Genomic DNA, 14409 nt, shown 5'->3' on the forward strand with positions numbered 1-14409 from the left:
GATTTAGAAGGTATTACCAATCTGGAACTGAACTTTTTCAGTCTCATCGCCTTCTTTATCGTTGAACGGTACAGCATAACTGAGTGAGATTGGACCAATTGGCGTATACCACGTCACACCTGCACCTGCACTAAAACGGAAATTATTATCTTGAGTTAGTAGCTTTATCTCAGAACCATCTGCATTCACAGCAGGATCACCAGTATTAGGGTCAATAAAAGTACGATCTTCTTTATCACTCGTATCGAAGACTTGACCACCTTCAGCAAATAGTACTGGGCGTACCTGATCTGCCCAATCTCCTTTAAACGGCATCGGTAAAATCAGTTCACTACCAAAGGTAACTAACGCATTACCACCGACCTCTTCATCTTTAAAACGTCTATCAGAATTAATGGCATCGAAGTAGCCTTGTGACTTAGGTCCTAATGTTGAAGATTCATAACCACGTACTGAACCATAACCACCCGCGTAAAAATTCTCATAGAATGGTAAGTCGTTACCATAACCCAGTTTGGTATAACCACGCGCCACTAAGTCTTTGTAGAGCGGATAATACACGTTACCGCTATAAACAAGTTTCTGATAGTTAGCATCGCCAAGACCAATGGTAGCATCAACAGTGTGACTCATACCCTTGGTTGGAAACACGGGGCGATCTAATGTGCTGTAATCCCATCCAAACAGCAAGTTGTAAGTCTGATAGTCGTTTTTAAAGCCAGTACGACCTTCAAAATCCCCAGTAAAGTTTTCAACAGTACCACCATCATCGATGATTTCTTGCGCGTTTGATATACCAAGGAAACGACCACCACGAACTGACGTATTATCAACATTGAGACCAGCACTGACACGCTTGGTCTCATCGACAGGGTAGCTGTAATTTAGCGTAGCACCATAAGCATCAGTGACATAATTACTAACGTTTCTATCATCGTATTTGGTTTCGCGATAGTAAGCACTCACGCCTTGCGAGACACCATTTTCTGTAAAATATGGATCGGTGTACCCTAAGCTATATGAATCACGTGTCTCTGAACGTGATAGTGCGGCTTTAACGCGGTTACCTGTACCCATAAAGTTGTTTTGCGTAAGATCTAACTGAAAAGTAACACCGCCGCTTTGTGAGTAGCCCGCTGCAATGGTAGAGCTACCAGATGGTTGCTCTTCTACGGTATAGTTGACATCTACTTGGTCTGGCTGATTAGGAACTGGTTTTACATCGACATTAACCGTTTTAAAGAAACCGGTACGCATAAGACGCGTACGCGATAGCTGGATTTTTTCGCTAGAGGCAAGAGAGCCTTCTAACTGACGCATCTCACGGCGCAATACTTCATCTTGCGTTTTAATATTGCCAGTGAAGTTGATACGACGTACATAGATAGGACGTGCAGGATCGATGTAATAGTCCACATCGACCACTTTGGTATCGTCATTGATACGTGGCACAGGTCTAATCTGAGCCAAATAATATCCTTCATTGCCATAGCGTCGTTTCAGCGCGGCTGTTGTATCATCCAGCTTAGCCTGAGAGTACTTTTCCTCTGGCGCAAAAGTCACCAATTCTTTTAGCTCATCGTTCTCAAACGTTGGCTTACCTAAGAAATTGACGTCACCGAACTGATATTGCTCGCCTTCACTCAAACTGATTTCGATAAACACACTGCGCTTATCTTCACTAATATTCAGTACGGCATTATCTACAGCAAAACGCACATAACCATCGTTTTGATACAGCGCCTTTAGATTTTCTAAGCTGGCAGCCAGTTTCTCTTGTGCGTAGCGATCAGATTTTGATAACAGACGCGTCCATGAAGATTCTTTTACCGCAAAAACATCTTTGATTTCTTCATCGCTAAAGTGTTTATTGCCAATGACATTGATATCGACCACTTTGGCAGGTTTGCCCTCAATAAAGCGCACATCTAGCTTGACACGATTGCCATCAAGTAGGGTCTGGTCTACTTCAATATCACTGTTGTAGTAACCTTGGCTGATATATTGCTGTTGTAGCTCATTGGCAACCCCTTGCAGCGTTGACTGCTTTAACACATTGCCGACCGACAGACCAGCATTATCCAGTCCTTGCTCTAGACCTTCTTTGGGAATGAGCTTATTACCTTCAAAATTCACTTCGGCAATGGTCGGACGTTCAATAACATCAAATCTGAGATTACCGCCGTCAACACGACTTTGTATATCAGCGAAGTTTTCAGTGGCGTATAGTGCCTTGATACTGGCCGCCAAGCTACTGTCATTGACCGTGTCTCCTACCGTGATGGGTAGAACCGGATAGAGGCTATCAGGGGTTAGGCGTTGCAAGCCATTGAAACCAATATCAGTGACTACAAATTCTGCAGCCTGCACCGGCATACTCATCATTGCTACAACTAACGGCAACCCAGCCGCGCTCATAAATAAAGGCGTACGCATAAACACTATCCGTCAATAAAAAACTTGCTAAAGTTAAGGTAAAAAGCACATTTTGTCTAGCCCGTTTTGCGCGAAGTTGTCACTCCACACTCGGCTGACTCAGAACACTTTATATAAAAAGCATCACAAAATAAACTAAAAATTACGATTAGTACAGAGGCGATGACACAAAGCATCTTGCGTATGATACCAACACTCGGCACGTAAGAGCCATTAAACCTTTAGTATATCGCGCTTTACTGCTTGTATTTGTCATTCAACTATCAAAACAGCCGACTGATGTCATTACCAATTGCTAACACCATGAAACCTGCCAGTAAGAGTAAACCGATATTTAACCCAACCATCTGCACCCCTTCCGAGAGCGGCTTACCACGAATCAGCTCGATGAAATGATAGACAATGTGACCACCATCGAGAACGGGAATAGGCAACAGGTTCAATACAGCCAGACTCAAACTAATCAGTGCAGCCGTCGATAAAACCATCTGCCAACTGATATCAAAGCTTTGCTTGGCAACTTTAGCAATGGTAATCGGGCCAGATAGGTTGTCCAAACCGATCATCCCTGAGAGCATTTTTCCCATTGAATCCACCGTCATCACCGCGAGTTGCTCAGTCTTCTCAAACGATTTGACTAATGATTCGCCAGGTCCGTACACCACCGTGGTTTTATAAGCATCAGGGATGACAATCTCCGTTTGATCTACCATCGCACCAATTTGTCCGTAATCATTACCTAGGTTGTCTTTTTTGCCTTGCGGCATAATCTGTAACTGAACCGTATTGTCATCACGCAACACGGTAAAATCTAGTAAGACCTCAGGATTATCACGAATCATACGCGTGGCACTGATCCAATCGTCAATTTTTTGATGATTAATAGCGATAATACGATCGCCCACCTGTAGACCTTGACGGCTAGCCGCACCATCAGGCGCCAATTCACCAACGATCGGTGCAATCTGTGGCTGCCACGGTAACATACCAAAGCTGGTTAGCGCGTCTTTACCTTGTGCATCACCTTGCATAAAATTTGTGACAGGCGCTTGATAGGTCTTAGTTTGATTCGGTTGATCCGCTTGATTGGCTGATTGCAACGTAATGCTTACATTGTCCGTCTCACCCATACGTCCAGCAAGACGATAATTGATGCCTTCCCATGTCTGCACCTCATGCCCATCAATCGCGACAATTTTATCACCAGTCGGTAATTGTGCCATCGCAGCAGGCGTATCTGGTAATACCTGCCCGATTTTGGTGGCCAATTGCTCAGATGGTGTCATAAACAGCACCCAAAATAAGGCAATGGCGATGATAAAATTCATGATAGGACCAGCTGCAACAATCGCAATTTTCTTGAGTGGATGTTGGTGGTTAAACGCCAAGTGCTGCTCGTCTTCAGCAACTTCACCTTCACGCTCATCGAGCATCTTGACATAACCGCCAAGTGGCAATGCTGAGATACGATAATCAATGCCACTTTTTTTGCTGGTCCAGCCAAATAGTTTAGGGCCAAAGCCGATAGAGTATGTTAATACCTTAACACCGCAAATGCGTGCCACGATGTAGTGCCCCCACTCATGCAAGGCAATGAGTGGACCTAAGACAAATATTGCCGCAAGAAGCGTTAATAAAAACGTCATGATCTTTTCTCAGTATGGTTTCTTGGCATTTATATTGAGGTCGTTTAGTGAATAGACCATCTACTATTACTACCTATCGATGCTTAAGCATCCGCCAGCTTTGCCACAAGCTTATCAGTAAGGTGACGCGCTATCTTGTCAATGGCTAATATATCTTCTATGTCAGCCGTTTCGCTCAATGGTGGCAGCTGTATGTCGTTTAAGGCACGCTCATTGATATCCGCGATATCTGTCAAGCGAACGTGGCCATTTAAAAAGGCAGCCACTGCAATTTCATTGGCTGCATTGAGCACAATAGTCGATTGTGTTCCTGCTTGCATGGCCTGACGAGCCAAGCGCAGACAGGCAAATTTTTGCAGATCAGGCTCAATAAACTCTAGACCGCTGAGCGCAAACAAATCTAAGGGCTGCGAGCCACTGTCGATACGATTTGGATAACTAAGCGCATGAGCAATCGGCGTCTTCATATCTGGGCTGCCTAATTGCGCCAAAAAACTGCCATCACTATATTCTACCATTGAGTGAATGATACTTTGCGGATGAATGACCACGTTTATTTTATTTTCAGGCAAATTAAATAAATGACAAGCTTCTATCAACTCAAGTCCTTTGTTCATCATGGTGGCTGAGTCTACGGATATTTTTTGCCCCATTGACCAGTTAGGGTGTTTGACCGCTTGGGCAACGCTGGCGTTTTGCATGTGCTCAAAAGACTGCTGCAAAAACGGGCCTCCAGATGCCGTCAACCATAGCTTTCGGACGCCATGATTTGGCTGATGAATTTGGGTACTGTCTTGCTGAATAGCGAGTGGTAGACACTGAAAAATAGCATTGTGCTCAGAATCAAGCGGCAACAATGTGGCATTGTGTGCCTTGACCGTATTGATCATGACTTGTCCTGCCATGACCAATGCTTCTTTGTTGGCCAATAAGATACGCTTGCCTACACGCGCTGCCGCTAAGGTCGATGGCAGTCCAGCTGCGCCTACGATAGCAGCAACAACCGTATCTGTTTGGGTATCAGTTGCAATATCTATCAGACCAGCCTCGCCCCCGACCACCTCAATATCAAGCCCTGCCACACTAAGCCGTGCAGCAAAATCATCCACTGCCGATAGAGGTACGCTCACACGTTTTGGTAAAAACTGCTGACAAAGTCCAAATAGCTTGTCTAAGCGGTGGTGACCAGATAAAGCGTAAACTTCATAATCTTGCAGCTGCGACGCTAATATTGCTAACGTGCTATCGCCAATTGAGCCTGTCGCGCCTAATACGGCGATGCGTTGCGTCATAACCATTGATGCCTATGATATGTAAGAAATGATAAGAGAATAAATAAGGGGTGGACAATACAAAAGGTAATGAGGCGGTTTTATATGGTAATGACCTATAACACCTTCAAAAAAGCGGTTACCTAGCTTGCCTATACCCTTATCAAACAAGCTAAGTGACTGATCTATTTGCGGCACTAGTCTATCTTGTGACACTGCGCCGACTTATACCACAATAAAGCCAAACTGCTGCATTGCCCAAAAGCCAAGCGCAAATATCGGCGTGGCAGACAATAACGAATCAATACGATCGAGCACACCGCCATGTCCAGGCAAAATAGTACCAGAGTCTTTGACACCAGCGCGGCGCTTGAGCATCGACTCAAACAGATCACCGAGTACAGAGGCAAGAATCGTCAGCGCCGATAGTGCAAAAAAAGCGACTAGAGACGCTCCTGTCAGTTGCAGTTTAAATACGCTAATCGCAACAACCACCAGTAGACCAGTCACCAAACCCCCAGCCAAGCCTTCCATGCTCTTATTTGGTGAGACATTGGGTGCCATTTTTCGGCGACCAAGCTTACGGCCCACAAAGTAAGCCCCACTATCAGCACACCATACCAATAAGAATACATACAGTAGCCACCATGCTGATAGCTGCCAGAGATAAAACATCGCAGTGATAGCGGCGGTCAAAATAACCACACCCAACAACGCCAGATGTTTTCCGTACCATTTTGTCTGTGTTGGAAAGACACGTACCCAAGACAGCGCCATCACCCATATGACAAGCGAGGCCGTCCACCAGAATAACCAAGTCACCTTAAACATAAGCGATACGACAGTTATCACTAAAACTAGTAGCACAAAGACAATAGGTTGACGCCACTTCGGCATCAACTTCGCCCACTCATGAGCAGCGATAATGACGCCTATAGCTAAAAGCGGTGCGAATAAAATAGGGGTTTGGCTCGCAAACATTGCAATACCAACGATAATAACGAGAACAACTGCCGTCTTAATTCGTTGCCACATACTGATTGAGCCTTATAATGATAAAGAAGGTATGGTCAAAAAATACATTATAACAGTTAATCGACCATCGCCCACTAGTGGCGATCGACCCTCATTAAAACGGTTTATCACCTCGCAAGCAAGCAGTATTGGCTGTTTATGACGTCATAACTCGCATTTTATGCCCAGTAACATTGTCGCGATATTATCTTGCTGCTGTTATTTGCTCGCTGGTTTTACCAAAGCGGCGTTGACGCTGAGCAAAATCCGCCAGCATTTTTGCCAGCTCTTCTGCGGTAAAGTCCGGCCATAAGGTCGGTGTAAAGAAGAGCTCAGCATAAGCGGACTGCCATAATAAAAAGTTGGAGATCCGATACTCGCCGCCTGTGCGTACCAACATATCAACCGCAGGCGTATCTGCTAATTGCACATACTCACCAAGCCTCTCTGCACTGATGTCTTCGGCATTCAACTCACCTGCCTGCACTTGATGCGCCAGCTGTTTGGCAGCATGGGCGATATCCCACTGTCCGCCGTAGCTGATCGCAATCACTAATGTCATGGCATCAAACGCCGCTGTTTTTTCCTCAGCCTCTGCCATCAAAGTTTGCAAACTCTCACTAAGCTGACTGCGATCACCAATAAAGCGTAAGCGAATACGATATTCATTCATGCGCGGCATTTGCTCATGAATCGTCGATGTCAGTAGCTGCATAAGTAGCGCCACCTCGCTAGGAGGCCGCTGCCAGTTCTCACTAGAAAATGCAAATACGGTCAGAACCTCAATACCCGTTTTGACACAGTATTCAACGATGGGGTCTAGTGCTTCTTTACCCGCCACATGTCCTTGGCCTTTGCCCAACAGATTGGCTTTACCATAGCGATTATTGCCATCCATAATAATGGCAATATGACGTGGAAGCAGATCAGGAGCCAAAACGGCTGAAGTAGACATAGGCAAGCTTGCTTATTGTTGAGGTAAAATAATAATAACGTGTGCGCCAAGATTTAAAAAGTCTTGCAAATACAATTCACAAACTTATCATAATGGTTTTATCCATGCTTTCAATAGACGACAGGGTTGTATACCCTATCGCGGACGTTTCTTTGATAACGCGCAAAAACCATAGAAACCGTCATGGGCAATATCAATTTACCCAATGATAAACAGCCAATCGTGATCACGTATTGGCTGCTAAATTATAAATAACATTTCAAACTGCATTTGCCACAAATGACAAAAAGTGGCGTTTTAGACTTCCATCAAATCGCTTTCTTTTTTGCTGAGGCGACTGTCGATGGTGTCGATGTACTTATCAGTGATTTTTTGAATGTCGTCATTAGCGCGGCGCTCGTCATCTTCAGAGATCTCTTTTTCTTTTGCTAGATCTTTGATGTCATTCATCATGTCACGGCGGATATTACGGATAGATACACGGCTACTCTCTGCTTCTCCGCGTGCAAGCTTTTGCATATCGCGACGTGTGTCTTCGGTCAGCGCTGGCATGGGGACACGAATCACATCAGCAGTCATGGGGTTTAGGCCCAGATCTGCTTCGCGAATGGCTTTATCTACCGCTTGTACCATGGTACGGTCAAATGGCTGAACCAATAGCGTACGCGAGTCTTCAACGTTGACGCTGGCGACTTGGTTTAGGGGGGTTGGTGCACCATAGTAGCTGACCATAACACCTGACAACATACCTGGATGCGCACGTCCAGTACGAACCTTGCTAAAAGTGCTTTCAAGCGCTTCTAGCGTTTTTTGCATACGCGCTTCGCCGTCTTGCTTAATCTCTTTAATCATTGTGTGTCCTTATTTATCGCTACCGACAAATTTTTTATGTGCTATTAGAATATTCATTATTTTGTATTGACTGAAAAAAACTGCCTACGCATGATTCATTAATGAAAAACGCGTGTGCCTTCGTTTTCGCCCATGATGACATTTAACAATGCATTAGGTTTGGTCATATCAAAGACTTGTAGTGGTACATTATGCTCACGGCATAAGGCGATTGCGGTTAAGTCCATAACACCAAGTTTTTGCTCTAACACTTCATCAAAGGTGAGCCCGTCGTATTTTTTGGCATCAGTATGGAGGCTTGGGTCTTTGTCATAAACCCCATCAACCTTCGTTGCTTTGAGAATCAAGCCCGCTTCGATCTCGATACCGCGCAAGCAGGCCGCCGTATCCGTGGTAAAGAAGGGGTTGCCCGTTCCAGCCACGAAGATACACACTTCACCATTTTTGAGATAACGGATCGCATTACGACTGCTATAGCTTTCGGTGACTTCGCCAATCGGTAAAGCGGACATTAAGCGCGTTTTGATATTGCGGCGCTCAAGGGCATCACGCATCGCCAGACCATTCATCACAGTGGCCAGCATCCCCATCTGATCGCCCGTCACACGGCCAACCAAACCCTCTTTTTGTAATTGGGCGCCGCGATATAAATTACCACCGCCAACCACGATACCAACCTGAACCCCAAGTCCGCGCAAATGAGCAATAGATAAGCTCATTTTATCGAGCACTTCGGTATCAATACCCATGTCTTTGCTACCAGCCAAGGCTTCACCAGAGAGTTTTAGCAAGATACGAGCGTAACGCGGGTTTTTATCAGACATGAGGTCACCTTATTATCATGAAATTATAAAGAAAGTTAGCGGTAAAATACAAATCGAGTTTGCACGCAACGCTATCCAAAAGGGGAAGCGTATTAAACAGGCTAAATTGCGCCAATTGTAGCAAAAACTGCCCGCCATTGGGCAATTTTCACTCGTCTATTCTATTGAATACCTAACTTTGATAACTGGCAAACAGATCGTATTCACTGGCATCATCAATGGTCACGCTCAAGAACTGCCCAACTTTGACTTGAGCGGTGATCTCATCAACATAGACATGACCGTCAATCTCAGGCGCATCCGCGTAGCTGCGACAAATGGCAATGTTTTCGTCATTATCGATCTCATCAACCAGTACGGTTAAGGTTTTGCCGACTTTCTCTTGTAGTTTTTGCGCTGAGATCTCTTTTTGTAGCGCCATCAAGCGCTCATAGCGAGACTGCTTCACGTCCTCAGGCACATGATCAGGCAAGTCATTGGCAACGGCGCCTTCTACTTCTGAATACGTAAATGCACCCACGCGGTCAAGGCGCGCCTCGACCAGCCAGTCAAGCAAGCACTGAAAATCCTCTTCAGTCTCGCCTGGGAAGCCAACTACGAAAGTCGAGCGAATCACGATATCAGGGCAGATATCACGCCACGCTTTGATACGCGCCAGCGTGTTTTCGCTGTGCGCAGGGCGTTTCATTGCTTTTAGAATACGATGACTGGCGTGCTGAAACGGAATATCTAAATAAGGCAGGAGTTTCTTTTCGCCCATCAGCTCAACGACTTTGTCTACATGCGGATACGGATAGACATAATGCAGACGCACCCAAATGCCTAGATCATTCAAGGCTTGGCATAAATCATAAAACTTAGACTTGAGCGGCATGCCATTCCAAAAGCTGGTCTTATATTTGAGGTCCAGCCCATACGCTGAGGTGTCTTGCGAGATGATAAGCAGCTCTTTTACGCCTGCTTTTTTGAGCGCCATGGCTTCGTTCATGATATTGTCAATCGGACGAGACACGAGATCACCGCGCAAACTTGGGATAATACAGAACGTACAGCGATGGTTACAGCCTTCTGAGATTTTTAGATAAGCATAATGACTGGGCGTCAGCTTGACCCCCGCTTCATTGATCAAGTCTATTTTTGGGTCGTAATTGGCATCCAAGCTGCGATTTGGCTTTGGCACGTGCTGTGCCACTGCTGTGATCACCTCATCATAAGCATGAGCGCCCGTCACTGCGAGTACAGCGGGGTGCATCTCACGGATTTTGTCCGCCTCTTTGCCCAGACAGCCTGTGACAATCACTTTGCCGTTTTGACTAATTGCTTCGCCGATCGCATCAAGTGACTCTTGCACCGCTGACTCAATAAAGCCGCAGGTGTTGACCACGACCAAATCTGCACCGTCATAGTCGCTTGCAACTTGATAGCCATCACGGCTAAGCTCAGTGATGATACGCTCACTATCGACCAACGCTTTTGGACAACCTAATGACACAAACCCAATCTTTGGTGCGGCGCTCACTGGCATCATCGCCGTGGCGTTAGCCGTCGTTACATCACTGCTTTGAGCAACGCTACGATTTTGATTGTGGTTGGCTTTGTGGTGATAAGGCTGGTCAGTATTTGCTTGACTGATATCTGTCTGGCTCTGCTCTTGCAATGTTGATGGCTTAGCAGGATTGGAGATGGTGGCAGTGTCTTGTACAGCTGACGTAGGGGCTGTCGTTGTCGTGTTCACTGACTCGGTAGAAGTTTTGGACATGGCTGACCTTGCTAGAGATAAATTGGCTGAGCGCATTGTACGTTTTTTTTGCAAAAATCACCAGTTTTGCCGCTCTATAGTCTTGATTTATGGTTAAATATTGAATTGAACATCTTACTTTTTGAGCTCTATCCATGACTGCTGATTTTACCGCCGCCAAAACTACCCCCGATCTTGCCTTTGTATCCCAGCATCTATTCACCGCTATTTTGTGGGTGAATGATGAGTTGTCAATCACTCGCCTGAATGCCCAAGCAGAGCAGCTACTTGCAATTAGTAGTGGCAGGTTGATCAATCAGTCTATCTTAACGCTGTTGGCACCAGATGAGTTAAAATCAAAACAAAGTTTTTCTATCGACAACCTCACGCATGATGCCAGTGAAAATGGGCCCTTAGATGAGCCCATCTACTCTTTGACAGAGCGCTTTAATCAAGCACAAAACTACCAGCAACCTTTTATTGACCATGATCATGTCATCATAACTCCGCTGAATGGCAATTTGTTACTCTCAGTCGATTATAGCGTGACCCCAGTCATTTATGAGCAGCAGTCGTATTTCATCATCGAGATGTGGGGTAAAGATCGTCAAAGCCGTATCTCAGAGGAGCAGCGCCAGCAGCAGCAATACGCGGTTGCTCGTCATATGCTAAGGTCGGTTGCGCACGAGATCAAAAACCCACTTGCTGGAATTCGAGGTGCCGCGCAACTACTGCAGCGCCAGTTTATTAAATTCAGTGATGCAGCGACTGCCAACCATGATACGCCCGCTATCAGCGCCCCATCGAACCCAAGCATTGATACACACGATGATTTACATAAGATGAATCAAAAACTGCGCAACTATACCGATATTATTATCTCAGAGACCGATCGCTTGACCCATCTGATTGCGCAGCTGCTTGGCTCTAACCAGCTACCAAACTGGCAGACACTAAATGTTCATGAGCCATTAGAGCATGTCTTAACCTTGGTCATCAGTCAGTATCCACAAGTAACGATTCAGCGTGATTATGACCTCTCATTGCCTGAGCTATGCGCTGACAAAGATCAGCTGATTCAAGTATTTTTAAATATCATTAACAATGCGTGCGAATCGATGACTGAATTTGAGCAAACACTGCGACAGCATACGCTCTCTGAATCTACAGAGTTACCGCCAACGGACGCACAAGCTGACAATCACATAGATTACGAGCCCACCCTACAGATCCAAACCCGTGTGGCCTTTCAGCATACGATTGTGGGACAGCAGCACAAGCAAGTGCTACAAATCACCATTACGGATAATGGATCGGGCATTGATCCGGCACTCATCGGACAAATATTTTTTCCGATGGTGACCAGCCGTGCGGCAGGTACTGGGCTTGGCTTATCCATCGTACAAGATATTATCAGCCATCACCATGGTATGATTGATGCGAGCTCTACAGAGGAGGCGCATGGCAGACAAACTCGCTTTACTTTATATCTGCCCTTTACCCAGCCCGTCACTGAAACGTAGAACACATTGCGGCATAAAACTGCTAAGTTATAAGGCAACCAATTCCAAACCTACCATAATAATTGCTCATTAGGCCTGATACATGACTCAATATAACGACCACCAAAAACCTAAAAGCGATGCCGTATCCCCGATAGTCAGCGTAAACAACACACCCAGCGAGCAGCCTGCAACGCTTTGGTTAATCGATGATGATGCGGCGCTGCGTATGGTATTGGCAGATACCTTTGAAGATGCTGGACTGACCGTTATCAGCTTTACCCAAGCTCAGGCGGCATGGACTCGGCTCAATGATGTCTTAAAGCAGCAAGAGTCAGCCGCGCAGTTACCCGATGTGATATTAACCGATATTCGCATGCCGATGATGGATGGATTGTCCTTTAGTGACTGGGTACATCAGCATTTTCCTGATATGCCGATTGTGATCATGACGGCGCATTCAGATCTTACCTCTGCTATTAATAGCTATCAGACTGGTGCATTTGAATATCTACCCAAGCCCTTTGATTTGGATGATGCAGTCGCCACTATTTACAAAGCGATCAACTATCAGCCCAATATGGCAAGCGCTCAGTATTCAAGCGAGCCTGATGCTCAGGTTATAGCGGACATCTCCACTCACAAGCAAGTCAAACCCACAGCGGCAACACCTGTCACTAAAAACAACAAAAGCAAAACCGAGGTGCCAACCGAACCTAAAGGTAATGGCAATCCAAGCGGTATCATCGGTCAATCACAAGCCATGCAAACGGTGTTTCGCGCTATTGGTCGATTGGCACAGTCCCCCATCTCAGTCTTGATCACAGGAGAGTCTGGGACGGGAAAGGAATTGGTTGCTAGTGCCCTGCATCAGCATTCACCGCGTAAACAACAGCCCTTTATCGCGCTCAATATGGCAGCCATCCCCCATGACTTGATTGAATCTGAGTTATTTGGTCACGAAAAAGGGGCATTTACTGGGGCCACAACGATGCGGCAAGGGCGCTTTGAGCAAGCTGACGGCGGCACGTTGTTTTTGGATGAAATCGGTGACATGCCGTTCAGCACTCAAACACGCCTGCTGCGGGTATTGGCTAATGGCGAGTTTTATCGCGTTGGTGGTCAGCAACCAATTCAAGTAGATGTCCGCATCATCGCCGCCACTCATCAAAACTTAGAAGCATTGGTAAAACAAAATCGTTTCCGTGAAGATCTGTTTTATCGTCTTAACGTTATCCGTCTGCCATTACCGCCCCTGCGCAAGCGTCCCGAAGATATTCCTGCATTAGCGACCTACTTTATGCAGTCGGCAGCTGAGCAAATGAATACCACACCCAAGCACCTGCATCCTGCAGCGATACAAATGATGCAAACCTTTGACTGGCGCGGCAATGTGCGTCAACTTGAGAACGTTTGCTTATGGCTGACGGTGATGGCCACGGGCGACACCGTGATGGCCACAGACTTGCCACCAGAGCTGCTAACAAACACATCATTAGACACAGAGCTGCATCAGGAGCATGAGCTGTCCTCACAAGCAGATTCGCCAAATCCTCAGCTATCAAGTCACCATACGACAAATCATCATAACCATGACGCTCAAACCAATCACACTCCTGCCAGCCTTAGTTGGCAAAAAGCGCTCGCTATCTGGGCTGAACAATCTCTCAATACTGGCGAAACTGATATTCTACAAACCGCTACTCCTGAATTTGAGCGAGTCTTGCTAACAGCAGCACTCAATCATAGCGGCGGCAAAAAGATAGAAGCGGCCAATTTACTTGGTTGGGGACGCAACACCCTAACCCGCAAATTACAGCAGTTAGACATCTCTACCCCAAGATTGCCATCCAAGGAGTAATTAAAGCCTGAACGCATCATATTTAAACCCTATTAAAATCAAATATTTATAAAATCAGGTAAAAATAAATGCAAAATAATTAAAAATAATCGCAATTAGGGGTTGACCAAAAATTCAAACTCTATATAATAGCCAACCACTGAGACGCACTACCGAATCAGTTAACTGTCTAGATAGCGTTTGAATCTAATCGCTTTTGATGATAGAGTAACGAAAATGGGGCTGTGGCGGAATTGGTAGACGCACCAGATTTAGGTTCTGGCGCCGCAAGGTGTGAGAGTTCGAGTCTCTCCAGCCCCACCATTTTCGG

General features: G+C 45.8%; 10 protein-coding genes and 1 tRNA gene. 3 read left to right on the top strand and 8 right to left on the bottom strand.

Translation table 11 applies throughout. The annotated features are described in order from the left end of the window. Positions 1–3: 3 nt before the first annotated feature. From bamA to rimO, 8 genes are all read right to left on the bottom strand, one after another. A complete protein-coding gene (bamA, locus tag L0G63_RS04505; protein ID WP_301449556.1) occupies positions 4–2436 on the bottom strand; it encodes an outer membrane protein assembly factor BamA in 2433 nt (810 codons plus the stop codon). A 263-nt stretch (positions 2437–2699) separates the two neighbouring features. Next, positions 2700–4082 carry an RIP metalloprotease RseP gene (gene rseP, locus L0G63_RS04510; RefSeq protein ID WP_301449557.1) on the bottom strand — a complete coding sequence of 461 codons (1383 nt, stop codon included), beginning with the start codon at positions 4080–4082 and terminating at the stop codon, positions 2700–2702. A gap of 83 nt (positions 4083–4165) precedes the next feature. Beyond that, positions 4166–5380 (bottom strand): 1-deoxy-D-xylulose-5-phosphate reductoisomerase, encoded by a 1215-nt coding sequence (gene ispC, locus L0G63_RS04515; RefSeq protein WP_301449558.1) that lies wholly within the window; start codon positions 5378–5380, stop codon positions 4166–4168. A 198-nt stretch (positions 5381–5578) separates the two neighbouring features. After that, on the bottom strand, positions 5579–6388 hold the full coding sequence (locus tag L0G63_RS04520; protein WP_301449559.1) for a phosphatidate cytidylyltransferase: 810 nt from the start codon (positions 6386–6388) through the stop codon (positions 5579–5581). 184 nt (positions 6389–6572) lie between these two features. Next, entirely contained in the window at positions 6573–7322 is a 750-nt protein-coding gene (gene uppS, locus L0G63_RS04525) for a polyprenyl diphosphate synthase (RefSeq protein WP_301449560.1), read from the bottom strand. Positions 7323–7619: 297 nt separating this feature from the next. Continuing rightward, complete coding sequence (gene frr, locus L0G63_RS04530; protein WP_301449561.1) at positions 7620–8174, bottom strand: ribosome recycling factor; 555 nt, start codon at positions 8172–8174, stop codon at positions 7620–7622. 98 nt (positions 8175–8272) lie between these two features. Then, on the bottom strand, positions 8273–8998 hold the full coding sequence (gene pyrH / locus L0G63_RS04535) for a UMP kinase (RefSeq protein WP_071003450.1): 726 nt from the start codon (positions 8996–8998) through the stop codon (positions 8273–8275). 172 nt (positions 8999–9170) lie between these two features. Then, a complete protein-coding gene (rimO, locus tag L0G63_RS04540; RefSeq protein WP_301449562.1) occupies positions 9171–10757 on the bottom strand; it encodes a 30S ribosomal protein S12 methylthiotransferase RimO in 1587 nt (528 codons plus the stop codon). A gap of 134 nt (positions 10758–10891) precedes the next feature. On the opposite strand from rimO, the gene L0G63_RS04545 reads away from it, so the two are divergent. The 3 genes from L0G63_RS04545 to L0G63_RS04555 all read left to right on the top strand — a co-directional run bounded on the left by L0G63_RS04545 (position 10892) and on the right by L0G63_RS04555 (position 14402). Further along, positions 10892–12259: a nitrogen regulation protein NR(II) gene (locus tag L0G63_RS04545; protein WP_301449563.1), complete on the top strand. Its 1368-nt coding sequence runs from the start codon at positions 10892–10894 to the stop codon at positions 12257–12259. Positions 12260–12341: 82 nt separating this feature from the next. Further along, positions 12342–14099 (top strand): sigma 54-interacting transcriptional regulator, encoded by a 1758-nt coding sequence (locus L0G63_RS04550; RefSeq protein WP_301449564.1) that lies wholly within the window; start codon positions 12342–12344, stop codon positions 14097–14099. A gap of 218 nt (positions 14100–14317) precedes the next feature. Then, positions 14318–14402: transfer RNA gene (locus tag L0G63_RS04555), tRNA-Leu, on the top strand. The last annotated feature ends 7 nt before the right edge of the window (positions 14403–14409 follow it).

The sequence above is a fragment of the Psychrobacter sp. genome (assembly GCF_030454045.1).
Lineage (GTDB): Bacteria > Pseudomonadota > Gammaproteobacteria > Pseudomonadales > Moraxellaceae > Psychrobacter.